The 26,316-nt window shown below is 44.8% G+C and carries 28 protein-coding genes and 1 pseudogene; 5 read left to right on the forward strand and 24 right to left on the reverse strand.

Going from position 1 to position 26,316, the window contains the following annotated elements:
- Positions 1–57: 57 nt before the first annotated feature.
- From spoVID to hemA, 7 genes are all read right to left on the reverse strand, one after another.
- The gene (spoVID, locus tag M662_RS12725; RefSeq protein WP_026577152.1) at positions 58–1,062 is read right to left on the reverse strand and encodes a stage VI sporulation protein D; all 1,005 of its coding nucleotides are present in this window, start codon (positions 1,060–1,062) and stop codon (positions 58–60) included.
- A gap of 231 nt (positions 1,063–1,293) precedes the next feature.
- Complete coding sequence (gene hemL, locus M662_RS12730) at positions 1,294–2,580, reverse strand: glutamate-1-semialdehyde 2,1-aminomutase (RefSeq protein WP_026577151.1); 1,287 nt, start codon at positions 2,578–2,580, stop codon at positions 1,294–1,296.
- A gap of 25 nt (positions 2,581–2,605) precedes the next feature.
- A complete protein-coding gene (hemB, locus tag M662_RS12735; RefSeq protein ID WP_008635070.1) occupies positions 2,606–3,583 on the reverse strand; it encodes a porphobilinogen synthase in 978 nt (325 codons plus the stop codon).
- 2 nt (positions 3,584–3,585) lie between these two features.
- Positions 3,586–4,359, reverse strand: coding sequence for a uroporphyrinogen-III synthase (locus M662_RS12740; protein ID WP_008635071.1), 774 nt, complete (start codon positions 4,357–4,359; stop codon positions 3,586–3,588).
- Positions 4,359–5,288, reverse strand: coding sequence for a hydroxymethylbilane synthase (gene hemC / locus M662_RS12745; protein WP_026577150.1), 930 nt, complete (start codon positions 5,286–5,288; stop codon positions 4,359–4,361). The genes M662_RS12740 and hemC overlap by 1 nt, the downstream gene beginning before the upstream one ends.
- A gap of 18 nt (positions 5,289–5,306) precedes the next feature.
- Entirely contained in the window at positions 5,307–6,125 is an 819-nt protein-coding gene (locus tag M662_RS12750; protein ID WP_008635073.1) for a cytochrome c biogenesis protein, read from the reverse strand.
- Positions 6,126–6,137: 12 nt separating this feature from the next.
- A complete protein-coding gene (hemA, locus tag M662_RS12755; RefSeq protein WP_026577149.1) occupies positions 6,138–7,511 on the reverse strand; it encodes a glutamyl-tRNA reductase in 1,374 nt (457 codons plus the stop codon).
- 249 nt (positions 7,512–7,760) lie between these two features.
- Here hemA and M662_RS12760 point away from each other — a divergent pair, with 249 nt between their 5' ends.
- Complete coding sequence (locus tag M662_RS12760) at positions 7,761–8,240, forward strand: LiaI-LiaF-like domain-containing protein (RefSeq protein ID WP_026577148.1); 480 nt, start codon at positions 7,761–7,763, stop codon at positions 8,238–8,240.
- 35 nt (positions 8,241–8,275) lie between these two features.
- Here the strand turns inward: M662_RS12760 and M662_RS12765 are convergent, their stop codons facing one another.
- The 8 genes from M662_RS12765 to M662_RS12800 all read right to left on the reverse strand — a co-directional run bounded on the left by M662_RS12765 (position 8,276) and on the right by M662_RS12800 (position 18,022).
- Positions 8,276–9,010, reverse strand: coding sequence for an amino acid ABC transporter ATP-binding protein (locus M662_RS12765; protein ID WP_026577147.1), 735 nt, complete (start codon positions 9,008–9,010; stop codon positions 8,276–8,278).
- A 16-nt stretch (positions 9,011–9,026) separates the two neighbouring features.
- Complete coding sequence (locus M662_RS12770; protein WP_051348872.1) at positions 9,027–9,641, reverse strand: amino acid ABC transporter permease; 615 nt, start codon at positions 9,639–9,641, stop codon at positions 9,027–9,029.
- 115 nt (positions 9,642–9,756) lie between these two features.
- Positions 9,757–10,572, reverse strand: a complete 816-nt coding sequence (locus M662_RS12775) for a transporter substrate-binding domain-containing protein (protein WP_026577146.1) — start codon at positions 10,570–10,572, stop codon at positions 9,757–9,759.
- 236 nt (positions 10,573–10,808) lie between these two features.
- The gene (gene yihA / locus M662_RS12780) at positions 10,809–11,396 is read right to left on the reverse strand and encodes a ribosome biogenesis GTP-binding protein YihA/YsxC (RefSeq protein WP_008635084.1); all 588 of its coding nucleotides are present in this window, start codon (positions 11,394–11,396) and stop codon (positions 10,809–10,811) included.
- Entirely contained in the window at positions 11,386–13,716 is a 2,331-nt protein-coding gene (gene lon / locus M662_RS12785; protein WP_008635091.1) for an endopeptidase La, read from the reverse strand. The genes yihA and lon overlap by 11 nt, the downstream gene beginning before the upstream one ends.
- 276 nt (positions 13,717–13,992) lie before the next feature.
- Entirely contained in the window at positions 13,993–15,270 is a 1,278-nt protein-coding gene (clpX, locus tag M662_RS12790; RefSeq protein WP_008635093.1) for an ATP-dependent protease ATP-binding subunit ClpX, read from the reverse strand.
- Positions 15,271–15,594: 324 nt separating this feature from the next.
- Positions 15,595–16,881: a trigger factor gene (tig, locus tag M662_RS12795; RefSeq protein WP_008635094.1), complete on the reverse strand. Its 1,287-nt coding sequence runs from the start codon at positions 16,879–16,881 to the stop codon at positions 15,595–15,597.
- A gap of 160 nt (positions 16,882–17,041) precedes the next feature.
- A complete protein-coding gene (locus M662_RS12800; RefSeq protein ID WP_026577145.1) occupies positions 17,042–18,022 on the reverse strand; it encodes a tetratricopeptide repeat protein in 981 nt (326 codons plus the stop codon).
- 358 nt (positions 18,023–18,380) lie between these two features.
- On the opposite strand from M662_RS12800, the gene sda reads away from it, so the two are divergent.
- Positions 18,381–18,524 (forward strand): sporulation histidine kinase inhibitor Sda, encoded by a 144-nt coding sequence (sda, locus tag M662_RS12805; RefSeq protein WP_081694870.1) that lies wholly within the window; start codon positions 18,381–18,383, stop codon positions 18,522–18,524.
- Positions 18,525–18,620: 96 nt separating this feature from the next.
- Here sda and M662_RS19480 read toward each other — a convergent pair whose 3' ends face one another.
- Positions 18,621–18,785, reverse strand: a complete 165-nt coding sequence (locus M662_RS19480) for a hypothetical protein (RefSeq protein WP_193743873.1) — start codon at positions 18,783–18,785, stop codon at positions 18,621–18,623.
- A 93-nt stretch (positions 18,786–18,878) separates the two neighbouring features.
- The gene (locus M662_RS12810) at positions 18,879–19,043 is read right to left on the reverse strand and encodes a hypothetical protein (RefSeq protein ID WP_162129296.1); all 165 of its coding nucleotides are present in this window, start codon (positions 19,041–19,043) and stop codon (positions 18,879–18,881) included.
- Positions 19,044–19,170: 127 nt separating this feature from the next.
- Here M662_RS12810 and M662_RS12815 point away from each other — a divergent pair, with 127 nt between their 5' ends.
- The gene (locus tag M662_RS12815) at positions 19,171–19,560 is read left to right on the forward strand and encodes a thiol-disulfide oxidoreductase DCC family protein (protein ID WP_152522197.1); all 390 of its coding nucleotides are present in this window, start codon (positions 19,171–19,173) and stop codon (positions 19,558–19,560) included.
- Between the two features lie 178 nt (positions 19,561–19,738).
- On the opposite strand, the gene M662_RS12820 is transcribed toward M662_RS12815, so the two are convergent.
- A complete protein-coding gene (locus tag M662_RS12820) occupies positions 19,739–19,930 on the reverse strand; it encodes a hypothetical protein (RefSeq protein ID WP_008635098.1) in 192 nt (63 codons plus the stop codon).
- Between the two features lie 1,108 nt (positions 19,931–21,038).
- Between M662_RS12820 and M662_RS12825 the strand changes: the two genes are divergently transcribed.
- On the forward strand, positions 21,039–21,371 hold the full coding sequence (locus M662_RS12825) for a hypothetical protein (RefSeq protein ID WP_051348851.1): 333 nt from the start codon (positions 21,039–21,041) through the stop codon (positions 21,369–21,371).
- Between the two features lie 353 nt (positions 21,372–21,724).
- Here M662_RS12825 and M662_RS12830 read toward each other — a convergent pair whose 3' ends face one another.
- Entirely contained in the window at positions 21,725–22,609 is an 885-nt protein-coding gene (locus M662_RS12830) for a hypothetical protein (protein ID WP_026577143.1), read from the reverse strand.
- A gap of 251 nt (positions 22,610–22,860) precedes the next feature.
- Between M662_RS12830 and M662_RS12835 the strand changes: the two genes are divergently transcribed.
- Entirely contained in the window at positions 22,861–23,100 is a 240-nt protein-coding gene (locus tag M662_RS12835) for a hypothetical protein (protein WP_026577142.1), read from the forward strand.
- Positions 23,101–23,356: 256 nt separating this feature from the next.
- Here the strand turns inward: M662_RS12835 and M662_RS12840 are convergent, their stop codons facing one another.
- The 5 genes and pseudogenes from M662_RS12840 to M662_RS12860 form a co-directional block, all read right to left on the reverse strand.
- Complete coding sequence (locus M662_RS12840; RefSeq protein WP_051348850.1) at positions 23,357–24,376, reverse strand: N-acetylmuramoyl-L-alanine amidase; 1,020 nt, start codon at positions 24,374–24,376, stop codon at positions 23,357–23,359.
- Positions 24,377–24,378: 2 nt separating this feature from the next.
- Positions 24,379–24,516, reverse strand: a pseudogene (locus tag M662_RS12845) (holin); the annotation flags it as partial.
- A 910-nt stretch (positions 24,517–25,426) separates the two neighbouring features.
- A complete protein-coding gene (locus M662_RS19585; RefSeq protein ID WP_236096567.1) occupies positions 25,427–25,675 on the reverse strand; it encodes a hypothetical protein in 249 nt (82 codons plus the stop codon).
- A 12-nt stretch (positions 25,676–25,687) separates the two neighbouring features.
- Positions 25,688–25,903 (reverse strand): hypothetical protein, encoded by a 216-nt coding sequence (locus M662_RS12855; protein WP_026577139.1) that lies wholly within the window; start codon positions 25,901–25,903, stop codon positions 25,688–25,690.
- Positions 25,884–26,282, reverse strand: coding sequence for a hypothetical protein (locus tag M662_RS12860; protein WP_026577138.1), 399 nt, complete (start codon positions 26,280–26,282; stop codon positions 25,884–25,886). Before M662_RS12860 ends, M662_RS12855 begins: the two co-directional genes overlap by 20 nt.
- Positions 26,283–26,316 lie beyond the last annotated feature (34 nt).

Consider the following 26,316-nt stretch of genomic DNA (forward strand, 5'->3'; position numbering starts at 1 on the left):
TATTTTCCTGTTCGGTTTTCTATTGGGGCTTTTTCTTGCTTTCAAATACAAATGGATTTAGCTCGGAATATATACAATTTGACCCGGAGACACATCCTCTGTATGTTCATTCACCCGCTCCAGCTGTTTCACCGTTACACCATACTTCTCAGCGATTGACGAAAGTGTCTCCTCTTCTTGTGCAATATACATCTTCATTTGTGTGTACGTATCTTCCCTATTCGGAAATAGGTGTTTGAAAATCTGTTTAATTCCGTCCATTCCGCCCGGCGCTTTTTGTTCCTGTTCTTCCGAAGAAGACGTCTGCGATTCTTCCACACTGACCTCTACTTCCTCCCAATCGACGATCGTCTCCATCGAAGGCTCGGCCTCGTCACCTGCAGGTGGTGTTTCCGATGCCGGAGCTGTATGACCGAAAAATTCCGGGAAGCTCTGTGACTTTTTGTACGTCCACCGTCCATCACTGGATGAACTCGGTTTATCATCCACCGATTCCTGTTGCTGGTCGAACTGAAAAACAGGAGCTTCGCGTTCCGGGAAAATCGGAATATCCTGGGCTTTATCTTCAGGGAAATTGACCGGCCCAACCCTTGCAGATTCGTCAAAGGATTCTTCATTCGCAGCCCCTTTATCCTTTTCTTCGATGCCGTTGATATTAATGTGGGCATGAAGGCGAAGCTGACGTGTGGCTGGTAGTTCATAATCGAAACTTTCAATATCGATGAGAACATCCTCTAAATTCGATACTCTCTCTAATGGTACCGTTATTTCTACCGGGAATTGGTGACGGAATTCATACGCATCCCCTTCGACCGGCGCGACATGATCCATAATCCTCACCGAGTTCGTGAATGCTGCATCCTCGGGATCCCCCGTGTTTCCTGTCGGGATATATTCTCCCGCAAGTTCCACCGTCCCCTTCAACCGGACGACATCTCCCAGCTCTTCAATGGATATCTCAGGTTCTAAGGAGATACCAATCAGCTCTCGTACTCCCTGTCCCTCCTTGAACCAAATCGATTCATCTAAATAAAAGGAAAATACATTTTGTTTGTTCTGCAATGTCAGGTCCCCTCCCTAAGGTAATAAACACGATTCTCTTTTATCACCATATGCGACAGGAGCAGATATATACATAAGAGCTGAAAAGCAGAAAAAGGCCCAACAGCTGAAAAACTCCAGCCTCCAACGAATGCGGTTAATCAGGAGACTCCCAGTACGCTCCTCTTGACCAGCACTTTTTCCACAAAAACAAAAGCGTACGGGAAGGACCCGTACGCTTTTGTATAATAGTCACTTAAGACCGGCGAATACTTTTTCTGCGGCCTGTATCGTTTTCTCGATATCCTCATCCGTATGCTTCGTCGATAAGAACATTCCTTCAAACTGCGAAGGCGGGAGATAAATTCCTTCTTGGACCATTCCCTGAAAATATTTCTTAAACAATGCTAAATCCGACCGGTTGGCCGTTTCGAAATTAGTGACCGGCTCGTTCGTAAAGAAGAATCCAACCATGGATCCCGCTCGATTAACCGTCAATGGAACGCCGTGCGTTTCCGCTGCATGAAGAAAACCTTCCACCAATCGGTCTACTTTGTGGTTAATAGACGTATAGGATTCTTCCGTCAGAGCGGAAAGCGTCTCAAATCCGGCCGTCATAGCAAGTGGGTTCCCGGAAAGTGTTCCGGCCTGATAAATATCACCAACTGGAGCGACACGCTCCATGATTTCCCGCTTTCCACCGTAAGCCCCCACAGGAAGGCCTCCTCCGATCACTTTACCGAGGGTGGTCATGTCAGGAGTGACGTCGAAGTGCCCTTGGGCGCTGTGATAACCAACACGGAACCCTGTCATCACTTCGTCAAAGATAAGAACCGTGCCGTTGGCTTCTGTCAACTGACGCAGAGATTTAAGGAATGCTTCCGTCGGCGGTACGACACCCATATTCCCGGATACCGGTTCGATGATGACGGCAGCGAGATCTTCTCCGTATTGTTCGAAAACGTAACGAACGCTTTCCAAATCGTTATAGGGGACTGTAATCGTATTCTGAGCAATCGACTCCGGAACTCCCGGGGAATCAGGCAGACCGAGCGTAGCAACACCGGAACCTGCTTTGATAAGCAGGGAATCCCCGTGTCCGTGATAATTCCCTTCAAATTTAAGAATTTTATCACGGCCGGTATAGCCTCTGGCTACACGCAGCGCGCTCATCGTCGCTTCTGTACCGGAGTTCACCATCCGAAGCATTTCAATGGATGGTACACGTTCAATGACAAGCTCCGCAAGCTTGTTCTCCATTCTGGTAGGTGCCCCGAAGCTTGTCCCGTGTGCCGTCACCTTCGTTAAGGCTTCCGTCACTTTAGGGTCTGCATGGCCAAGAATGAGCGGACCGAAACTAAGTACGTAATCGATATATTCATTTCCATCGATATCCACAAGTTTCGACCCTTCCCCTCTTTCCATAAAAATCGGGTCCATATCTACGGATTTGAACGCACGGACAGGGGAGTTGACCCCGCCGGGCATCAAATCTACTGCTTTATCGTACGCCTGCTTTGATTGATCAAAATTCCTCATAATCTGCACCCTTTCTTCTATTCTTTTATTGGTTCAGCCACTTCGCTGCATCTTTGGCAAAATAGGTGATGATCAGATCCGCACCTGCGCGTTTCATGGACAACAGCTTCTCCATAACGATCTCCTGCTCATTAACCCAGCCGTTCTGGGCAGCTGCTTTGATCATGGAATATTCCCCGCTGACATTGTAGGCGACCAGCGGAAGACGGAAACGATCTTTCACTTCTCTCATAATATCCAAGTAAGCAAGAGCCGGCTTGACGATGAGGAAGTCTGCTCCCTCTTCTACATCAGATTCCGCTTCACGCAGCGCTTCCAAACGGTTGGCAGGATCCATCTGATACGCCCGACGGTCGCCGAATTGTGGTGTGCTGTGAGCGGCGTCACGGAAAGGACCATAGAAGGCAGATGCATATTTAACAGCATAGGACATCACAGGAATGTGATGGAAACCAGCTTCATCCAGACCCGCACGGATGGCAGCGACAAACCCGTCCATCATATTGGAAGGTGCGATAATATCCGCTCCGGCTTCCGCCTGTGTCACTGCGGTTTGCGTAAGGTACTTCAACGATTCGTCATTGATTATTTCCCCGTCGCGAACAACGCCGCAGTGGCCGTGGTCGGTATATTGACAGAGACAGGTATCCGCGATGACCGTGAGCTCCGGCACCTCTTCCTTGATCTGACGGATTGCCTGCTGGACGATTCCATGCTCATGGAAAGCCTGTGTTCCGACCTCATCTTTCTCCTTCGGTACGCCGAACACGATGACCGACCGGATACCCAGATTCACGAGTTCCTGCATCTCTTCCGTAAGGTAATCTAGAGAGACCTGGTGGACACCAGGCATGGAAGCCACTGGATTTTTGATGTTTTCTCCTTCCACAACGAAAATCGGATAGATCAGATCATCCGTACTGAGCTTCGTTTCACGCACGAGCGCTCTCATAGAGTCTGTGCGGCGCAGACGACGGTGTCGTTTAAATGTTGTTTCTTTCATAATTATCGTTTCCCTTCGCTAGAAAAGTACTGAACGATGCGTTCAATCATGGATTCAATGGTGTAATTCTCTGGTATACAGATATTTGTAAAACCGAAGCGCGCTGCCGCATCTGCTGTTGTTGGGCCGATGCAGAAACAGGGAAGCTTCCGTCCTTTATTTTCCGAATCACTGACAGCAGTATGATAGGCCTTGACGGTAGAGGGGCTGGTAAAAGTCAAAGCATCAAGGCGCCCCTCCTCAAGCCAAGCCGCTATATGCCGCTTGTGATCGTCCACTAGTAGCGTATCATACACGGTCATCGAATGAAAAAACACCTGCTCAGCTTTGAAATATGCAGGGAGAACATCTCTCGATAAATTACCTCTTATGTACAAAATTTTTCCCGGTTCCGGAAAAGCTTCGAGAAATTCTCCTCCCATTACTTCCGCACGGTATTCCGTTGGAACGAAATCGGCCTTGTACCCGAATTGTTTCAGCTGCTGCTCCGTCTTCTTCCCGACGATTGCAAACCTGAGTTCCGGAGGGACCGTCCTTCCGTGTTTTCTCAAAAGCTCGAAAAAAAACTTCACGCCATTAGAGCTCGTCATAAAAACCCAAGAATAGTCGTGAAGTTCATGCAGAAGGTGGGAACTGCTTTTTGTATCTTTCAATTGGAAGGTAAGAAGAGGGGCATGATAAGCCACTCCCCCCTGCTTTTCAATGTGCTTGATGAAACGCTGCGCCTGGGATTTTCCTCTTGTAACGAGGATGCCTTTCCCTTCCAGCGGTTTCATTACTGCTCATACTCCTCTTTCGCTTTATCAACGATTTCCTGAGCACCCCTGTCCTTCAAGCGCGCAGCAGCTTCCGCTCCTACAGACACGGGATCAGTTCCCGAAACCGTTTCATGAAGGATCGTCGTGCCGTCAGGGCTTCCCACGAGAGCAGTCAGTACGATTTCGTCTGCTTTTCTATAAGCATAACCCCCAATAGGTACTTGACAGCCCCCGTTTAAATCATGAAGAAATTTACGTTCCGCTGTGACGGTGGACGAGGTATATTCATGATTCAGCTTCATCAAATAGTCTCTCAGCTCCTTGTCATCCTCCCGGCATTGGATGGCAAGCGCCCCCTGACCGACGGCAGGTACACAAACATCCGGCTCTAAGTATTCGGTGACCACATCGTCATCCCACCCCATCCGCTTTAAGCCTGCGGCTGCGAGAATGATGGCATCGTAATCCTCTTCGTGAAGTTTTTTTAAGCGGGTATCGATATTTCCCCGGATCCATTTGATTTCCAAATCAGGACGGACGGCTTTGATTTGGGAACCGCGTCGCAGACTGCTCGTCCCAACGATCGCTCCTGTCGGCAGGTCCTTCAGAGCAACATTTCCGACAGAAACGAAGGCGTCGCGGTGGTCTTCCCTAATCGGAACGGACGCTACGACAAGCCCTTCCGCGACAACAGCCGGCATGTCTTTCATACTGTGGACGGCCATATCGATGTCTCCGTCATACATGGCCTGTTCGATTTCTTTAATGAACAGCCCTTTTCCTCCCACTTTGGAAAGCGTAACATCCAGGACTCGATCCCCTTTAGTTGAAATCCTTTTGATTTCAAACTCATAACCCGGATCGATTTGTTTCAATTGTTCAATCACCCATTCCGTCTGGGTGATCGCTAATTTACTTTTACGTGAACCAATGACGATTTTTCGCACAAGACAGCCTCCTCATAACTAGAAATGAAAATTAGATAAAGAACCGAACAGAAAGAAATTAATTAAAAGAAATAGAAAAGCGGCGGTATTGAAGATCGAAATCACTCGTCCCTGATACCCCTTTACGACTCTTAAGAACAAATAGACGATATAGACACTCAGCACGAGGAAAGATCCGAGCGTCTTCGAATCATACCAGTAGAAGACATCAGGGGAGACATACCCCCAAACCACCCCGAGAATAATGGCGATCAAAAGGAGCGGTACTCCGAGTATAACAGCCACATAAGAGAACTGATCCAATTTCGTCAAATCACCGAGTCGGAAAAGCTTCGCATTCCATTTCTTTCTTTTCAGCAGACGGTATTGAAGTAAATACATCATGGAAAAAATAAAGGATAATGTGAAGAACCCATAGGATATGATGGCAAGACTGATGTGAATGACGAGCAGTTCATTGACAAGCCCGACCCCGTTGTTTCCAAGAACACTCTGTGCCCGTGTGGAAAGGTGAATGATCATAATGAGAAATCCTACTACATTCGTGAAAAACACGAGAAAGTCCATCCGGAACAGCCGGTTGATTATCAAAGAGAACGTCACAAGAATCCAGGTGTAGAAATACAGTCCATCGTACACTGTCATAATAGGGAAGTTGTCCTTGATCAGAATCTGTGCCAACAGGAAAAAGGTTTGCAAACCCCAGACCATACTAAGTAACCAGAAGGCGATGCGGTTCGCCCTCCGGTTCGTCTGTACAAAATCGATGAAATATCCGATGAGACTAAGCCCGTACAAGAAAAGGATGAGTTCATAAACCCATTTGAATTCTAGCATTGGATGTCCACCTTAAGATTTAACCATGGAGCTTAAAAATGCGATCGGGTTTGCCGTTTCCGGATGATGCTTCACCGTTGTGTTATTCTTTTTTTCCTGTTTTTCTACCTCTTTTTCCACTTGTTCTTCTATACCGAATATCTGCGTGAACAAGCGTAGAGAATCCTCTGCATCAGGCTTGGCGGCAATCTCCTTGGCCTGAGAAATCGGTTCTTTCAGCATTTGGTTGATAATGCTCTTCGTATGCTTGTTCAACACTTTCCGTTCCCGATCTGTCAATTCCGGCATCTTCCGTTCTATACTCTTCATCGTTTCTGCCTGAATATCCAGAGCCTTCGTCCGTAGTGCTGAAATGACCGGTACAACTCCGATCGTTTGCAGCCATTCTTTGAACTCGACGATTTCTGCTTCCACCATCAGTTCGATCTCTTCAGCCGCCTGTTTCCTTAATGCAAGGTTGGCGTCAACGATTCCCTGCAGGTCATCAATATCATACAGGAACACACTCTCCAACGACTCCATAGCAGGATCAAGATCCCGTGGTACAGCGATATCCACGAAAAACAACGGCTTCCCTTTCCTCTGCTTGTGGATCGGCTCCATCTGACTCCTGGTGATGACGTATTCTGTTGCACCAGTAGAGCTGATAACGATATCCGCATCTGTCAGTACTTCCTCCAACTGATCCATCGTCTTCGCTTCCCCGTTAAACTGGTCGGCGACCGCCTCTGCTTTGGATAGTGTTCTGTTCAACACAGACACCTTACGAGCACCGGAACCGTGAAGATTCTTAGCAGCCAGTTCCCCCATCTTGCCGGCACCAAGAATAACGATATGTTTATGAACAAGGTCCCCGAAAATCTTTCTAGCCAGCTCTACGGCCGCATAGCTGACTGAGACAGCGTTTTCACCGATCTCTGTCTCTTTATGCGCCTTCTTCGCCATTGTAACGGCCTGTTTAAATAATTGATTAAAGATCGTCCCTGTTGAACCTGCCTCTTGAGCACGCAGGAAAGCCTGCTTCATTTGACCGAGAATCTGTGTTTCACCGAGCACCATCGAATCCAGTCCTGCGGTAACCCTGAGCAGATGCTCGACCGCCCCGTCCGTTTCGTAAATGGAAAGAAACGGTGAAAATTCGTCTTTATCGATTCGGAACCAATCAGCAAGGAATTGCTTAATATAATAACGCCCTGTATGGAGCTGATCCACCACGGCATAGATTTCCGTCCGGTTACACGTTGAAATAATAACATTCTCCAACACACTTTTTTGTGTGTTGAGCTGTGTCATCGCTTCTTCCAGCCGATCCTCCGAAAAAGTAAGCTTCTCTCGAATTTCCACAGGGGCTGTTCTATAATTAAGACCGATAGCTAAAATATGCATTTCATCTACCCCCATTAGCGTTCAAAACTTCTCACATATCCTGTATTATAGCACAAAACCTCGACGATTTTCCGCATCAAATATGAACAGATTTTGAATCTGCTGTGATACGATAAAAAAGTAGTCCATTTATAAAGTATGAGTATTACTTTAGAAATATTATAATTTATAACCCATTTGTAATATAGCAAAATAATATAGACAGTGCAAAGATCTTCGCTTATATTTTCAGCAAGGATGTGATTAATTTTGACGAAACAAAATTCTTTAATCGGGTTTCTATTCATCGGCTTTGGTGTTTATTTTTTACTACGCCACCTCAATATTCCCGAACTGATCCCTTTTTACTCATGGTCATCCCTGCTTGTCATCATCGGTATCGCCCTGCTCTTACATAGTTATGTGGCAAAAGACTATTCCAACCTGTTCACAGGAGCATTAGTGACAGGACTTGGGGTTCACTTCACCCTTCAGGCGCATACCAGCTTCTGGATCGATCACTGGGCGGTGTACCTATGGATCATCGGGATTTCCTTTCTCCTTTATTACTCTAAAACGAAGCGCGGATTGATCCCGGCAATCGTCTGCATCACCATTGGTCTCTTTGCTGTTTTCACACCGGGAACTCCTGCCTGGTCTCTCTGGGTCCAAAGGATTGTTAATGTTCTGGAAAGATTCTGGCCGGTAGTGCTGATTGCATACGGAATGTACGTCATCAGAAAAAAATAAATGAAAGGCGCGGGATCACAGCCCCGCGCCTTTGTTCATAGTATGGAACTTAAAAATGCCTGCGTACGTTCCTCTTTAGGCGATTCAAAAATCTCTGCAGGTGTTCCTGATTCTACGATTTTCCCGTCATGCATATAGACGACCCGATCGGCCACTTCCCGGGCAAATCCCATTTCATGCGTCACAACCACCATGGTCATTCCTTCCTGTGCCAATGCCTTCATAGTCTGCAGCACTTCACCGACAAGCTCCGGATCCAGCGCGGAGGTAGGTTCATCAAAAAGCATGATCTCCGGCTTCATAGCGAGTGCCCGTGCTATAGCCACCCGCTGCTTCTGCCCTCCGGACAAACGGGACGGATAATCCTCCGCTTTCTCAGAAAGGCCGACCTTCTCCAAAAGCTCCAATCCTACCTGCTTGGCTTCTGCTTTCGGCATCCCTTTCACTTGAATCGGTGCTTCTATAACGTTACCGAGTACTGTCTTATGGGGAAACAGATTAAAGTGTTGAAATACCATCCCCACCTGCTGCCTGACTTTGTTCAAATCTTCTTTCTTCGGATCAATCTGCTTTCCTTTAATGAATAATTCCCCATCATTTTTCATCTCCAGGAAGTTTAAACATCGGAGCAGTGTACTCTTTCCTGATCCGCTCGCCCCGATCAGCACGACTACTTCCCTTTCCTTCACATGAAAATCTATATCCTTCAGAACATGATTGTCCCCGAATGATTTATTTAATTTCTCCACTTGAATCATATGTTCCGTCATTCAACATCCTCCTCTATCAATCACTGACCGCCAATTTTTTCTCAATCAAACTGACCAGCATCGTCAGAATGAAGACGAGAATTAAGTACCATACCGCACTTACGAGCAGCCACGTCATATAGTCAAACGTGTTCGCCCCTTCTGTCGTGGCAACGGCGAATATTTCCGAAACCCCGATGAATGCGGCCAATGATGAGTCTTTCAACCCAATGATAAACTGATTTCCAAGCGGAGGCAATGCACGACGGAGGGCTTGCGGCAAAATAATTCGTCTCATCGTTAACACGCCGCTCATTCCAAGGGAACGTCCAGCTTCCGTCTGCCCTTTCCCGATCGATTGGATAGCACCCCGGAATATTTCTGCTATGTATGCACCATTATGGAAAGCGAGACCGAGCGCAACCGACCAGAAACCGCTGATCATCCATATTTCCGTCAACCCATAGTAGAATACAAAGATTTGTACGATAAGCGGAGTACCGCGAACAATATAAATATAGATGTTTGCGATCCACTCAAGTACTTTAACGCCTGAAATTTTCATAAATGCAAACAATAATCCGATAAAGACCGCAATGAAGATGGAGACAGCCGTCAAAGCAAGCGTCATCTGCGCTGCTTCAAAGAACATACCTCTGCTTTCCAACAATGATTCCCAAAAATTCACGTCATCCACTCCTATTCACGAGGTAAAAAAGAGTACGCTTACGCGCACTCTTTTGCCCCTTCGCTCTTTAACCGGGACCTCACTCAGGGGCTGTTGTAATATCTTCCCCGAAGTATTCCTCACTGATTTCCGTAAGGGTTCCATTTTCTCGAAGCGTCTCCAGTGCTGCATTGATTTCTTCCAACAACGCCTCGTTCTCTTTCGAAACGGCGACGGCTTGCTCACTACGTTCAATCAACTCTTTCGCTTCAATATCGAGTCCTTCACCCTGGGCCTCTTTTCCCGTAAGGAAATCGGTGATGACCGCATCATGTCTGCCTTTAGCTAAGGATTGAAGAGCAACGACATCACTGTCATACGTTTTGATATTATCGGTTACTTCCTCTGCGAAAGGAGCATAAGTAGATCCTTTGGAAACAGCGACCTCCATCCCCTCCAGGTCTTGAAGCGTCTCTACATCACTATCCGGTCGTGTGAACACTTGAGCTCCGGAGTAATAGTAAGGAGTGGAGAAGCTGACTTCCTGCTGCCGTTCCTCCGTAATGGTGTGACTGGCGACAGCTGCGTCGAAACGTCCGGTTTTCACACCTTCCACAATGCTTGCAAACTTTTGCTTCTGTGGGCTTGGTTCTAAGCCCAGCTCCTCTGCGATTGCATTGGCGACGTCAATATCAAATCCTGATAATTCCCCGCCCTCCGTCATACTGAACGGACGGAATTCACCGGAGGCTGCAAAGGTGAACTTCCCATCCTCAACTAATTCAAATTCGCTGCCTGCTTCAGAATCTCCCCCGGAATCCCCGGATGATTCTTCCTCTTCTTCTCCGCCTCCGCAAGCGGTTAGTACTAAAACAAGCAGGACACTGAATAAAAGCAATCCCCAACGTTTCTGCATTTACCTGACTCCCCTTCCGACTCGAACATAGTATAAATCATTGCGGTAAATTAAAGTATATAGAAAAAACAGACTTTTCCCAAAATTTATAAAACGGGAAAGAATGGCAATTTCTAGTCCCTGCACCTATATAAGGACCAAATACCTAATCACACCTAGGAATACGCTCATATCCTTCCCTATCCTGTTAAATACACAAAAAAGCCCGCTCCATAAGATGGAGCGGGCTACTTCCCTTAACTGTTTAAGTGAGAAAGCATAATCCTCCAAGCGACGTCTTTTCCTTCGCCTGTTTCCGAAGAGAATGGAATAAGAGCGTCCTCTTCTTTCATTCCAAGCACTTCACGGATAAGCTTGAACTGCTTCGTTCTTTGACCTTTTTTAATTTTGTCCAACTTCGTCGCGACCACCATGACCGGCAGGCCGAAATGTTTCAAGTAGTCGTACATCAGTTGATCATCTTCCGTAGGCTTGTGACGGACGTCGATCACGAGCGCGGTCGCTTTCAATTGCTCCCGCTCTGCAAAGTATTCCTCCATCATTTCTCCCCATTTGGCGCGCTCCTTCTTGGATACCTTTGCATATCCGTATCCAGGCACATCGACAAAATGAAATTGATCATTGATGATGTAGAAATTCAACGTCTGCGTTTTCCCAGGCTTGGAGGAAGTCCTCGCAAGGTTCTTCCTTTGGATCATCCGGTTGATGAAAGAAGATTTCCCTACATTGGACCTGCCTGCAAGTGCGATTTCAGGAATGAAATCTTTCGGGTACTGTTTCTTGCTCGCTGCACTGATGACAATATCTGCGGTATTAACCTTCATGTATATCCTCCACTAACGCTTGTTCTAGGACTTGATCTAAATGCTTGACCGGTACAAAAGTCAATCCTTCCCGGATACTTGCCGGGATATCTTCCAAGTCTTTTTTATTTTCATCCGGAATGATGATCTTTGTCAAGCCGGCTCTGTGTGCACTCAGTGATTTTTCTTTCAGGCCACCGATCGGCAGCACACGGCCGCGGAGGGTGATTTCTCCGGTCATTCCTACTTCTTTACGGACGGGCCTTCCCGTCAAAGCAGAAACAAGGGCGGTTGCCATCGTGATGCCGGCAGAAGGGCCGTCTTTCGGGGTTGCGCCTTCCGGAACGTGGATGTGAATATCGTTTTTCTCAACGAATTCTGGATCGATCTTCAGCTCCTCAGCACGTGAACGAATATAGCTGAAAGCTGCCTGAGCAGATTCTTTCATGACATCCCCGAGCTTTCCTGTCAAAGTGAGGTTGCCCTTTCCAGGATACAGGGAAACTTCGATCGACAACGTGTCTCCTCCTGCTGTCGTATACGCAAGACCTGTAGCTGCACCGATCTGATCTTCCAACTCTGCCCGTCCATAACGGAATTTCGGGCGCCCAAGCAGTTCTTCCAGCTGCTTCTCGGTCACGACGACCCGTTGCTTTTCACCGGAAACTATGATCTTCGCTGCCTTTCTGCACAAGCTTGCAAGCTCTCTTTCCAATCCTCGCACGCCAGCTTCTCTAGTGTAACGGCGAATTAACTTAAGCAGGGCGTCGTCCCGTACCTGCATCTGTCCTTTCTTCAAACCGTTCTCCTTCACCTGCTTCGGCAGTAAGTGATCCTTTGCAATGTGAAGCTTTTCCACCTCTGTATAGCCTGCAATCGTAATGATTTCCATACGGTCGCGCAGCGGACCAGGGATATTGGAAATGTTGTTGGCTGTTGCGATAAACATAACTTTCGACAGGTCATAATTTTCTTCAATGAAATGATCACTGAAAGTCCCGTTTTGTTCCGGATCCAGTACTTCCAGCATGGCAGATGAAGGGTCCCCACGAAAATCACTGGCCATTTTATCAATTTCATCAAGCAGAAATACTGGATTGACCGTTTCTGCACGTTTCATACCTTGAATGATTCGTCCGGGCATAGCACCGATATACGTTCTCCGGTGGCCTCTGATTTCTGCTTCGTCCCGGACGCCTCCGAGAGAGATGCGGACGAATTTCCGGTTGATGGAGCGTGCTATTGATTTTGCGAGAGACGTTTTCCCTACACCGGGTGGTCCGGCAAGACACAAAATCGGCCCTTTGATCGTCTGTGTCAATTTCTGGACAGCTAAATACTCGAGCACCCGCTCCTTCACTTTCTCCAGCCCATAGTGGTCCTCATCCAGTACCTCTTCGGCATGATTGACATCTAAGTTATCTTCCGTCTCCTCCGACCAGGGTAGAGAAACGAGCCATTCGATATAATTCCGGATGACAGAGCTTTCTGCAGAGCTTTGAGGTATTTTCTCATAACGCCCAAGCTCCTTATAAGCGACCTCTTCCACCCGCTCCGGCATAGCAGCCTTCTCGATTTTTTCTTTGAGCTGGGCAACCTCTCCGGTTTTCCCATCCTTATCGCCAAGCTCACTTTGGATCGCCTTCATCTGCTCACGGAGATAATACTCTTTCTGCGTTTTCTCCATCGACTTCTTCACACGTTGACCGATCTTCTTCTCTATTTGAAGAACTTCCCGTTCATTCCCGATAATTTCAATCAACTTCTTCAGACGTTCCTTAACATTCCGCGTTTCCAGAACGGCTTGTTTATCTTTCAGCTTGATTGGAAGATGAGAAGAAACCATGTCAGCGAGATGACTCGGATCATCGATGTCAGAAACGGTGTTGAACGTCTCCTGGCTCACTTTCTTCGACACTTTGACGTACTTTTCAAATTGATCCATCAGCGTACGCATCAATGCTTCTTCCTCATTGCGATCCGCATGCTCATCATCAATAACGGTGATCTCCGCCTGATAAAACGAATCGTCATCCCGAATTTCTTCTATACCTGCCCGGTAGAGCCCTTCTACAAGAACACGATTCGTACCGTTTGGCAGCTTGACCATCTGCTTCACACGCGCTACCGTTCCGATCGTATAAAGGTCACTTTCTGCCGGTTCATCTATATTCACTTCTTTTTGGGAAACGAGAAATATTTCATTATCATCCATCATCGATTGTTCCAATGCCTGAACAGACTTCTCCCGACCTACGTCAAGATGAAGAACCATGGATGGGTAGACAAGCAACCCTCTCAATGGAAGAAGAGGGATCTGTTTTCTTTGTTTGTCAGTCATTACTTGCACCTCCAGTTAATGCAAATAGGTAGTTTAATCATATATAAATGTATGTGGAAAGTAAATGAAACGGAACCGTTCAAACCAACACGGAAACCCCCTGTCATGGAGTGGCGAGGGGTTTCTTATATGGTATCCATATTATAAGCAGTAACAAAGCTTTCATGCTTGGAAGAAAAGGCCCGCTTGCAAAAGAGGAACCCACAAAAGAGAAGCCGTGCTACAACGTTAAGTAGCACGGCTCTCATCCATTAAAGAATGTCAAAAGAAGGCGGATCAAGCGCTCTCTTTCGGGGATTCTTTATTCTCATCTTCGACAGTTCCATCCGTCAAAACAAGCTTAGGACGACCGTTCTTCGCTGTCACCGTTTCTTTCGTGATGATACATTTCTCAATATCGTCACGGGAAGGCAGCTCATACATCACGTCCAGCATAATTCCTTCAATGATGGAGCGCAGCCCACGGGCACCCGTTTTACGTTCGATGGCAAGACGAGCAATTTCACGAAGCGCGTCTTCTTCCATCTCCAGCTCTACATGGTCGATTTGGAACAGTTTCTGGTACTGTTTGACCAGCGCATTTTTCGGTTTTGTTAAGATTTCTACAAGCGCCTCTTCATCCAAATGCTCGAGACTTCCAATTACCGGAAGACGACCGATGAATTCCGGAATCAAGCCATAGCTTAACAGATCTTCAGGCAGAACTTTTGTAAGCAGTTCTTTCTTCTCTGATTCATCTGTCGCCTGCTCCGATCCGAATCCGATGACTTTACGTCCAAGGCGACGCTTTATGATCTGATCGATTCCATCGAAAGCTCCACCTACGATGAACAATACGTTCGTCGTATCGATCTGAATAAATTCTTGATGAGGGTGCTTACGTCCTCCTTGAGGCGGTACACTGGCCTGTGTTCCTTCAAGGATTTTCAGCAGTGCCTGCTGGACACCTTCCCCGGAGACATCTCTCGTAATCGAAGGGTTTTCGGATTTACGGGCTACTTTATCGATCTCATCAATATAAATGATGCCCTTCTCCGCTTTTTCCACATCATAGTCTGCAGCCTGAATCAGTTTAAGAAGAATGTTTTCTACATCTTCCCCTACGTAACCAGCTTCTGTCAGTGATGTAGCATCCGCAATCGCGAATGGCACGTTCAGAATGCGGGCAAGCGTCTGTGCCAGCAATGTTTTACCGCTACCTGTCGGCCCGAGCATGAGAATGTTACTCTTCGCAAGCTCTACTTCATCATTCTTAACACCTGCATTGATCCGCTTGTAGTGGTTATAAACGGCAACGGACAGGTTTTTCTTAGCCTGATCCTGACCAATAACATAGTCATTAAGGATCTCACGAATTTCCTGTGGTTTCGGAACTTCTTTGAATTCTACTTCTTCTTCGTTGCCCAGTTCCTCTTCCACGATTTCCGTGCAAAGTTCGATACATTCGTCACATATATATACACCAGGCCCAGCGACTAGTTTACGAACCTGCTCCTGACTCTTACCGCAGAAAGAACATTTCAATTGTCCTTTTTCATCGTTAAATTTAAACATACGTTTCACCCCTTCATAAAATGACGCAATCGCGACTGAAGTTCATTAGTACGACGTCTACGTTTCCGCTCTTTTGCTCATCATACCAAATTAACTCCAAACAAAAAAGCAATACCTTTCAGAGGTGTGCGATCCACTCATAGCACCACCCTCATTATGTAGATATGGGACAGATAAGTCAAACGATAGAGTACATTTACTATTGTATGTAAAAACAGAGAGAAGTATCAATCATCTTCTCCACAATGTGATACGCCTATACCTGTTTCCCAGATATATATGAGAAGACAAGGCACTTACGATGCACCTTGTCTTCTCGGTTTATTATTCTGCTTTGCTATTTGCAACTAGAACGTCGATCGCTTTACGGACTTTCAAGTCTTCTTTAATCATATCTGTGCTGCCGCCGAGCATTTGAGTAAGCTGAGCAACATCTGTCTGATACATAGAAGCCATGTTTTCCAATTCAGCGTTAACGTCTTCTTCTGTCGGTTCAACGTTTTCTGCATTAGCAATCGCTTCAAGCGTCAAGTTCGTTTTCACTCGTTTCGCAGCATCCTCTTTCATCTGCTCACGAAGTGCATCTTCGTCCTGACCAGTGAACTGGAAGTACATGTCTTTCGTCATGCCCTGCATTTGAAGACGCTGTTCGAATTCCTGAACCATGCGGTCAAGTTCTGTATCAACCATTGCATCAGGGATTTCAACTTCTGCATTTTCAGATGCTTTGTTCACAAGTGTTTCACGCTTATTATTTTCTGCTTCTGTTTTCTTCTGCTCTTCCAGACGCTCGCGTGTTTTTGTTTTTAGTTCTTCTAGAGATTCGACATCTTCATCGACATCTTTAGCGAACTCGTCATCAAGCTCAGGAAGTTCCTTCGCTTTGATTTCGTGAATTTTAACTTTGAAAGTAGCCGCTTTACCAGCAAGATCCTCTGCATGGTATTCTTCAGGGAATGTAACTTCCACTTCTGCTTCTTCGCCGGCTTTCTTACCTTCCAACTGCTCTTCGAAGCCTGGGATGAAGGAACCAGAACCGATTTCAAGAGAATAGTTCTCTGCTTGGCCGCCTTCGAAAGCTTCTCCGTCAACGAATCCTTCGAAGTCCATAACGACTGTATCGCCGTTTGCTACTTCGCCTTCTTCTTTAACGACAAGCTCAGCCTGACGCTCCTGCAGTTGAGTCAATTCGTTCTGAACATCCTCATCTGTTACTTCTGTATTCACTTCTTCCACTTCAAGGCCTTTGTAGTCGCCAAGCTTCACTTCAGGCTTCACAGTAACTTCCGCTGTGAAAATAACGTCCTGGCCTTTTTCCAGCTGCTTCACATCTACTTCCGGACGATCGACAGGCTCGATACCCGCTTCATCTACAGCTTCTGCGTATGCTTTTGGAAGAACGATATCAAGAGCATCTTGATAAAGGGACTCCACACCGAAGCGTTGTTCAAACAGCTTACGTGGTACTTTACCTTTACGGAATCCAGGTACCTGTACCTGTTTAACTACTTTTTTGAAGGCTTGGTCAAGTGCTTGATCGAACTCACTTGCCGGTACTTCTACTGTTAGTGTACCTTGGTTGCCTTCTTGCTTTTCCCATTTTACTGACATAAAAAATTCCCTCCAACATCTATTCATTCATTTTCGTCCAGAGGACGATGGTTTAATGATTCTATGACTCTGAATACATACGAATCTCGTTTGCAACCACTACATTATAACATAATCCCCCTGGCTTTCAAGGAGGGACTGTTCGGTTAGCGGGTGTTTTTCATTCCCCTGCAATCATCATATAGTGCTGTTCGCAAATCTCCACTTCTTCCTTGTACTTGGCAACGTCCTCCGAAGAGTATTGCGGTTCGTAAGGAAGCTGCAGGTACTCGTGTCCAAGCTGCTTCAGCGCCTCCACCAACAGAACCACTTCCTCCTCATCCGGGAAAAACGGATAACGGACATAGCAGTAATGAAAAAGCAGTTTATTGATCATCTCATACATAGATGGATTATTCTGCTCTACCTGACCAAGACGCATCTGGATCTGTTTAATGATGTAATCCGAGTGCAGTTGTGTCAATTCAGCCGGAACTATCTTCATTTCCTGACCGAACTTCACCACTGTCATTTCCTTGTCCACTTCTTCATCACGGAACCATTCAATAACCGCTGACTTTATGACAGGATGGACAGAATCATTCTGCAATACCGGCTCAACTTCTTCTATATAAGGAGCAGACGGCTGGTTCTTCATTTGCTCCATGACTTGCCATTGCTTATGTATATCCTCATTTTCCATTGCGGATCGAAAATCTTCCATAAGACTGCTGCCTATTTCCTTCTGTTGATCTTCCAACAGTTTACCACTCACTTCATACATCTGCCAGAGCTGTGTGCGGCTTTGATGCGGAATGTCTTCTGCTTCAAATACTTCATCCAGTAGATCCACGATCTCCTGATACCTGCTGCTCTGGAACAGGACTGTTATATAAATATGTAGATAGTGGTAGTACTGGTCATGTTCTTCTTTCATTAACTGATGACATAACGATTCGGCATCATCGAACTTTCCGAGTTCGATCCAGCTCATTAACAACCCTGTATTAATGTCATGAGAAGCTACGCCATATTCCGCAAGCGGTTCAAAGGCTTCCGCCGCTTCCTCGTAACGCTTGTCTTTCAGAGCTTCCATACCAACTCGTTCCAACGCTGTTTTCCATTTGGGAAACATTACTAGATTCCCGTTCTTATTGTCCATAAGGCACCCTTCCCTGGAATTCATACTTCCCCTCAGTCTTTCCTTAATCCGTATGTTTCAAACCTGTTTTTCATACCATCCATGAACCTGTTTAGTAATACTATCGGATAAAGAAGAGAAACTCAAAGAAACCGATCGAAAAATGTGACTGACTTTCCTTTATCATACGGCTTATGAGAAGACATGACAAAAGCAGACACTCCTCTCCATGCGTCCACAATTTTATTTCAAGATAATATCTCAATATGTATAAACCTTTTCGAAAATAAGACTAAAGACTCATGATGATTCCGTTTTTTTTGTTAGAATAAGTAAATGTGAATAAAAAAACACCGAATTAAATCATTTAAGGAGCTGTATGGTTTTGTCACTGCTAGATGATCAAACATTATTAGAGACGTATTTGGAGTCCGTGAAACTTCAATTAGATGATGAATTCCTGCACCTCGTCACACAGGAAATTGACAAGCGTTCTATCGAATTGCCCGTACATGCAAATTAACATACACGAATACACACCAAACGTCATTCCTCCCCGGCAGGAAATGGCGTTTTTTAGATGAAAAATCAGGCAGGTATTAATACCTGCCTGATTCTTTTACTGATAAGAGTTGGAACCGTTCTGCATTTGTCCGGACATTTTGCTGAGCGTCGGTATGACCTTCTGCAGCTGTCCCGCCTGACCTGTCATCATGCTGTACGTAGCTGCTCCGATACCGATTGATGCAATAACCGGAAGCCACTGGACATTTTTCTTCTCCATTACGATCACTCCTCTAATCATTCGGCCTGAGGCCACTCTTAATATCCCTCGTCCTTCAGGATAAACACGAGTAAAAATCCGAGCAATCTGCCGTTATTTCCCTTTGAACAACTTCCATATCAGTAAGAACGGCCAGAATATAAGCCATGCCAGCATGTAGAACATATATACGGTCTGCTCTTCTTTACCGGCATGAACAGGCTCCCGTTGAAAGAAGCAGAAAAACGTACCAATAAGAACATAGGCTAATGCCATCACCGCAAATCACTCCTCTCATGCATAAGGTATGAGGAACAGACAGCGAGTGACTCCACTCCAAAAGCAAGGTAAGAATTTTTTGCGCATGGCATATGGGTTCCGTGTTACACTGATCATAGAAGGAGGGATTGTTATGATCGTTCTATTTGACGGGGACTGTAACTTCTGTGACCAAAGCGTCCAATTCATTATTAAACGGGATACTAAAGCTCACTTTCGATTCGCATCCCAGCAGAGTGATACCGGCCGTCGATTGATGGCTGAGCATAACGTAAGCGAAGATTTGGACAGTCTGATCTTGATCGACGGCAGTAAAGCATTCGATCAATCGGGAGCGGCGCTGCGTATCGCTGGTAAATTGAATGGCGGGTGGAAGTTAGCCTATGGCCTGCTTCTCATTCCGAAGCCGCTGCGGGATCTCGTTTACAAGTATATCGCCAAAAATCGTTACCGCTGGTTCGGAAAGAAAGAAGCATGCACCATCCCTTCTCCGGAAATTCGACAGCGTTTTCTATGACATCCAATCGTCCAGAGCCATCCACTATTCCCAACAGGTACGTTGCTATATAAAAATAATTACAGGACGTATGGGATAACCATTTTCATAGGGCTATTGTCCGCCAATCATAGCCGCAAAAAATAAAAAAACGAACGATGCTTCCTTAAAAAGGAAAGCATTGTTCGTTTTTTATGTATTACGCTTCACTGATCATCATCAACAAGTAACTTCCCGCCCACAGAAGATAAGCAAGTTGGACGGTCACATACATGATTCGCTCGTAAAACGTAAACCCTCTTTTCTTCTTGATCCGACGGAGATGTAAATAGAAAGCAAAGCCGCAGAGGAGAAATAATAATACCCCCAGCTGATTGATACTCTCGAGCATTTCAACACACCCTTTCTTATCTCGGCAGCTCCTCAAATCATTGTATAGACAGGGATGTTGCGCGGTTTCCCATAAAATCCACCCACACCTTTATGCTAATGTCCATAAAAGGGAAATGAAAAAAATTTGCCGGTGATGCTCATGTAGATCATTCCCCACCATTTCCTGCCATAACGTAAGTAATACCTGTAACCAAAGGAAAAGACGGCGGCCATAGAGAGCATGCCGTAAAAGGCCGGATGGAAACGGAAGGGTTCACTCGTCCTCTCAACTATCTAGGCAGACATATACCCGACAAAAGCCAGGACACCTAACCAATCCATCATTTTGTTCAACAAATTACCTCATCTTTCTTTCGCATGGTGTTCAAAAAAAGAACAGGAAAGTCTGTCCTGCCGCAATGGCGTTCGCCCCTCGCGATTCAGCCAAATATTACCTACTCATTAAAAGAATAACATGAAAACTTTTGGGTTTAAATGGATGAAAGAAGGCAAGCTGCTGGTCGTTCAGAGATTATTGAACGATGACGAGCAGGAACGCTCGGGTCTCAATCCTTGAGTATTTCATATCCATATACCACTTTACATTTCATCCATAGACTAAACACTTAGATAAAAGGGGGTGCTGTTAAGTCAAACATGTGAGCAATAATTTTCCAGAAAGGCATTTAAAATGGTAAAGGAGAGCTCCGCCCCTTTACCTCTCTTATTAGGAAACGTTATTGTTTCTTTTTTGATGATTATATTTCGTCCCAAATACTGACAACATTAAAAAACGCTGAATCCCTTGTCCAGCAAAGGTTTCAGCGTTTTTTCGTTAGCGTCCCAGGAGAGATTCGAACTCCCGACCCACAGCTTAGAAGGCTGTTGAAGTAGGTATGATTATATACAATGGGCTGCTGTTAAACCCTGTTAAATCAACGTTTTTAAGGATTAAGAATGGTGGAAAGTAATATGATTGGGGCAATAATAAAGAAATACTGCCCCAATTTCAGCCCCAACTACCCCAGTCTTTTCTGGTTTGCCAAGTTTCTTCTATAATAATGAAAATTGTACGTCAATAAAAATTCCTCAGTAGAAAAGTTTTCACGGGTTTTAGCATTGGAGGATTGGGTGCGTTATCCGTTCCTATACTTATTGGCTTTATTAATGTATCTGCTACTCTTCCCTTTCTTATTGCCATTTTGATCGGGACGATAAATATTTTAGTTAATAAAAAAGTCCTTTGGAATCAGGAAATGAAAAAATACTTTAAAAAGACAATAAGATATTCTACTTTTGGATATCTTGCTTTAGGATTTGGGTTCTTTGCAGTTAGATTAATTATTTCTGGGGAACTCAATAATTTCATGTTGTATTGCACTTTATTTTATTTAGCTATTGGGGCTCTCTATATTCTCGCATTAAACAAAATATATCAAAAGAAAACAGTACAACTGTGATTAAGTAGAAGCGCTCCTTCCTCTGTAGAAGAATTTGAATTAATAAAAGTAGCCATTTTTATTAATCATTGAAGCTTATTACTTATACGCCGAGAATGTTCTAAATTAAAAATTAAAGTACAACGGTCTTCAAATCTCATCTTATGAAATTCCTTGTTTTCGTTTAATTCCACAATCTTTCGATAATTAACCACAAAAAAATACACCTTTTCCTTTCTATAAAAAGGTACATCGACCGAACCCTTCTTTTTGAATAACCTTACTTTCCAATGATTTTAGCTATAAACAAGAACATAGAAAGAAAAACAACCGTTCATCTTATTGAATGAACGGTTATTTTTCTTTCTTTTTTATTAAGCTCCTCCACATCCAAGACACTTATAATAATAAGTATTATCAGTACCTAGATAGATATCATCACCATTATAAACAGCATATGCATTAGCATACACGCGTTTATCAGCTGTTGGATAAGGACTATTCTTATAAGATGCTAGATACATTTTCCCTGCATTAGTAGGGTAATCATCGGAACTAATAAAATCATAAGCAATACCTATAGCTATCCCTCCAGCAACTCCGGCAAAGAAACCAGACCATGAGAAAGCCAAGCCTACTGCGCCACCAATAATACTGCTCATAGCCGCAGCAGAATATTTTGAGAAATTCCGTTCGGCATTAACATCTATCCAATGTGAAGACTCGTGAGTCCATGGACCTGACCTATATGAAACTTCAATCCAGTTGTCGGCCGCTTGGGTTGATACAACACCTGAAGTTTTCTCTTTAAATCCCGGACTCTCTTTTACAGTTTCTACTGTTACTTCAACATGGTTTTTTTCACCATTGATTAAAAAGTCATTTTTACCTACTTTTTCTACTACTTCTACGATATTATCTGTAATAGCGACCGTTGTGTCCGCTTTAGATGCTGGTGCTGTAATTATCATTTCATTTTTCTCGGAAATTTGAGCTAAGGTATCTGGACTATCTATATCTAAATCCTTTATAGTATCATTTATAATTTTTCGATTTTCAGTCGATATTTCATCAATATTGTCAGCGTATTTTTCCACTTTAAAATTCTGCAACTTACCTTCTATGGATTCCTTTTCTCCTTTACTTAAACCGTCCGTTTCTTTTGAACCATCCCCATCTAACGATTGAGTTGCGAAAGCTGGTGAAACTAAACTAAAAGTTAAAACAAACATAAGCATTATCATTAGTGATTTCTTCAAATTCAACACCCCTATTAATATTATCTTTAGACTGTAGACAACGTCGGTCGTGAGACTTTAGCGCTACATAAACCACCACCTTTTCATTAAATACCTTTTTTTCCATTATTTTGTTTGAAATAACGTATTACATATCGTAACATAATGTATAAATATTTCAAATTTTTCATCAATTATTAAGGTAGTATACCTTCCTTCGAAGAATTTTCCTGTAAGTAGTTAAAAAATACCTCAAGAAAGGAAGTATGAGATTGAAAAAGAAAAAAAAATTACAAGATTCCGATTGGAAATTAAGCATTATGGCTCTCGGCATATTTCTAGGAGTCAGTATATCAGGCCAACTAACAAGCCTTTCAGATCTACCTAATTTACCTTCTATCTACGGTGCATTGACTGGCTCTTTATTGTTAGTAATTGCCAATCTGATTTATGTCCTTTATAAAAAATATAAGACTGTCAATAATAAAAAAAAGAATGATATTTATGAATAGCTTTTGAAAATCAATGAACCCACGAATATTCGTGGGTTCATTAATTTTGGATCAAGCCCCATTTTATTTTCAAATTGCATTAATAAACTCGCTTTGTAAATTTTTAATCGATTATGAAGATCTGTTTTTCTTGGTTTCTATAAAATTCAAATTAAGTCAAACCATTTATATACAGTCACAGCTGTCGCCTCAGATGTTGCCCCACTAAGATCTACCACCCCTCCTTTCCCAACTTTCAAACCGGACTTCCCGCCACCTACGATATATACATTTTCTTCCGCGTATACTTCTTCTCTCTCCGCATTGCTCCGGCCCCATTATTGCGAATCACTGCCTTTGCTACCGTCACCGCGTCCACCGCACTGTTGACGACAAATACGTTCTTTTCCATGTTATCTTCCTCCTTCAATTTGTTTTCTTCCCTTGCTACTGCCTCCGCCAATACTTCTTGGGTACCTGGACCATAATAACCATCCACCGTCAGCTCGTAGGCTTCTTGAAAACTCCGAACGGCTTTCTCCGTTGAGGGACCAAAGGAACCGTCAATTCTCAGAGAGTACCCGATCTGATTCAATAAGCGCTGCAGATTCTTCACGGAATCCCCCTCACCCCCTGACATCAGATACCCTATACTCATGGGATCAGTATCCACTTTAATCCCCTTGTAAGTTATTCCATAGTATTCACAGATGCCCTGGGCATGTTCAGTAGCGACTTCCCGTTGAAAGCTTTTCTCCAACATCAATAAAGCTTCCCTTTGATCATCCATAAAACCGTTCTCCGTAAGGATGGCTGGACCGTGAAACTCGCGAAGTACATGGAAGTTATTCCGCTTAATGCCCCGGTACACTTGCTGGGTTCCTCTGCGCAAATACTTTCCAACGCATTCCGCAAGACGTTTCGTCGTGTCCGTGATCCACCCGTCGTAAATATGGACAGAAATTCCGCTGGCGTTCGAGTAATTGAAGCTAGTGCCCATCGCGCTATAGTGAATCGATACATAAATATTTGCGCCATAGTCATTGGCAGCTTTCGTCCGGTAAATGAGAGGAGTGTCGGTGTCCGTCGGGGCGATTAACAGCACCCGAAAACCATTCGCAAGCAACAAATCCGCAAGAATAGCCACCACGGCACGGTTGAACTCATTCTCTTTGATTTGCCTTCCCAACTCCAGCACATAAGGGGTTCGTTTTCCTGGTGTCTCCATGCCGTGCCCATCATCCAAAGCAACTAACTTTCCGTTCCATCTCACACTTGGTTTCAGCAGTTTCGCCATGATTAGTCCTCCTTAATTTTTGTGGTGTGCCCGAACCTTCGCTGCACCCATTCAAACAGACCGGTCGCAGCTAGACCTGAACCTGCTCCGGACCAAAGACGAAGCGACAATCCCATATCCGTGAATGGATATGCTGCTGCCATACTTTTCATCCATGATCTCCCCCCTAAAATTGGTCATAAAAAAGACGCCTACTCGGCGTTCGAATTTTCTGCTCTAATTCATTTATCCTTCTTTCTAGTGCGTTCTTTTCTGCCTGCAGGATAGCTTTTTCGTGCTCCAACATGGCAAGTCGACCACTTAAATATCCCGCAACCTCTAGGGAATTAAACTGTACTACCTCCACTTATAATCATCTCCTCTAATTGATTTATTTTGGACACTAGCTCTTGAATAGCTTTGGTTTGAAATGCAGATAAAGCATATAAATCTATTACGTCTCCTCTCTGGAGGAGCGTTGGAACCTCGTCAAACATGTGCCCTAAGCGATAACAATTGTCATCCCCATTCCGCACTTGTACTTGGGATCCACTGCTAAGGAACTTCAAACCTACCTCACCCATATCAAGGAATAGGTGATCGTTATCGGAAGTTTGTTTGACCAAACGTCCGGACAAGCTTCCATCCAAGTACCATTGATACTGATTTATTAACTGTCGGGTATAGTTCGCCGAGTCACGGTTCATCCGTAACGCTCCACCGGAAGGATCAATAAAGGGGCCCGATGTAAAGTGTAACTTCTCCCTTAAACGTCAGTAGAACCTGTATTTCCTTTTGGCTCCTGCGGACCGGTCGGACCCAAAGTTCGCTGCCATTGATAATCAGATGGGTTGGTGCTTTCTGTAGCAGTATTTTTATTGTAAGCAAACCCTACGTACTCTTTTCCGCTTGGACTGTCGGACATTCCAGACCCACTTGATGTATCTGCATACTTAATCCAAGTGTATTTAGGTAGGCCATCATTTCCTTGAGGCCCTCTGCTACCAGTACCCCCTTTTGGCCCAGATGGTCCCCTACTCCCAGTGTCGCCTTTTGGACCTTCAGGACCGATTAATCCACGTAACCCCTCTGGACCTTGTGGGCCTTGGGGTCCGGTTGGCCCTCTACTTCCCGTTTCTCCCTTAGGTCCCTGTGAACCAGTATCTCCTTTAGGTCCTTCTGGTCCGGATTCCCCGGTACTCCCTTTGTCTCCTTTATCCCCTTTGGGCCCTTCATACTTACTCCAGGTATAATCGGAAGGATTGGTGCCTTCTGTCTGAATGGTCTGGTTAGGAGATATTCCAATGTAGCTTTTACCATCAGGAAAGTTACTCATACCATTACCATCAGAGTCATCCGCATATCCAACCGATCTCCAGGTCCTGCGATATAAGGAATACCCGAAGGCTGCTGATTGATTTTCTCTACCCTGAGAGAATCAACCCCTTGGTTCGGTGCTTGGTAGGTAGCGTTCTGTGCGGTATGAACAACAACCTGCGCAAGGTCTGCAGTAAACTTCCCTTGATGATCAGTCCACAATTTGAGCAATATAGGCTTTCCACTGCTGTCCCTCTCGTTCAATTCTCATTGCACCTTCAAAGTTATTCCATTCCCAGCCTTTGTCACCAGATTCAGCTATTAAGAAGTGATTTGTATCCCCGCCGCCTACTCTTGCCTCCCCAAAGGATTGGACTTTTCCGCCGAGAATGTCTTTCATAGCCAATTTAAAGAGTTGATTTCCATGGACGTCTAATCCATATACCTCAACTCGACCGATGTCTTCCGCCTCTGTATTCCGGAAAGTGACTTTAGCTTCTACACGAAAATCAGTTATAGGACTGCTTAACCCTTGTTTAATTGCCGGTCCGTGCCAAGAGGAGCCTACACCATAGTCCACCGTTTGAAAGCGATAGTCATTGGTTTTCATTTCACCCGCGATGGTACCGTTGATTTCTCCAGGA

It is taken from the genome of Bacillus sp. SB49 (assembly GCF_000469135.2).
Lineage (GTDB): Bacteria > Bacillota > Bacilli > Bacillales > Halobacillaceae > Halobacillus.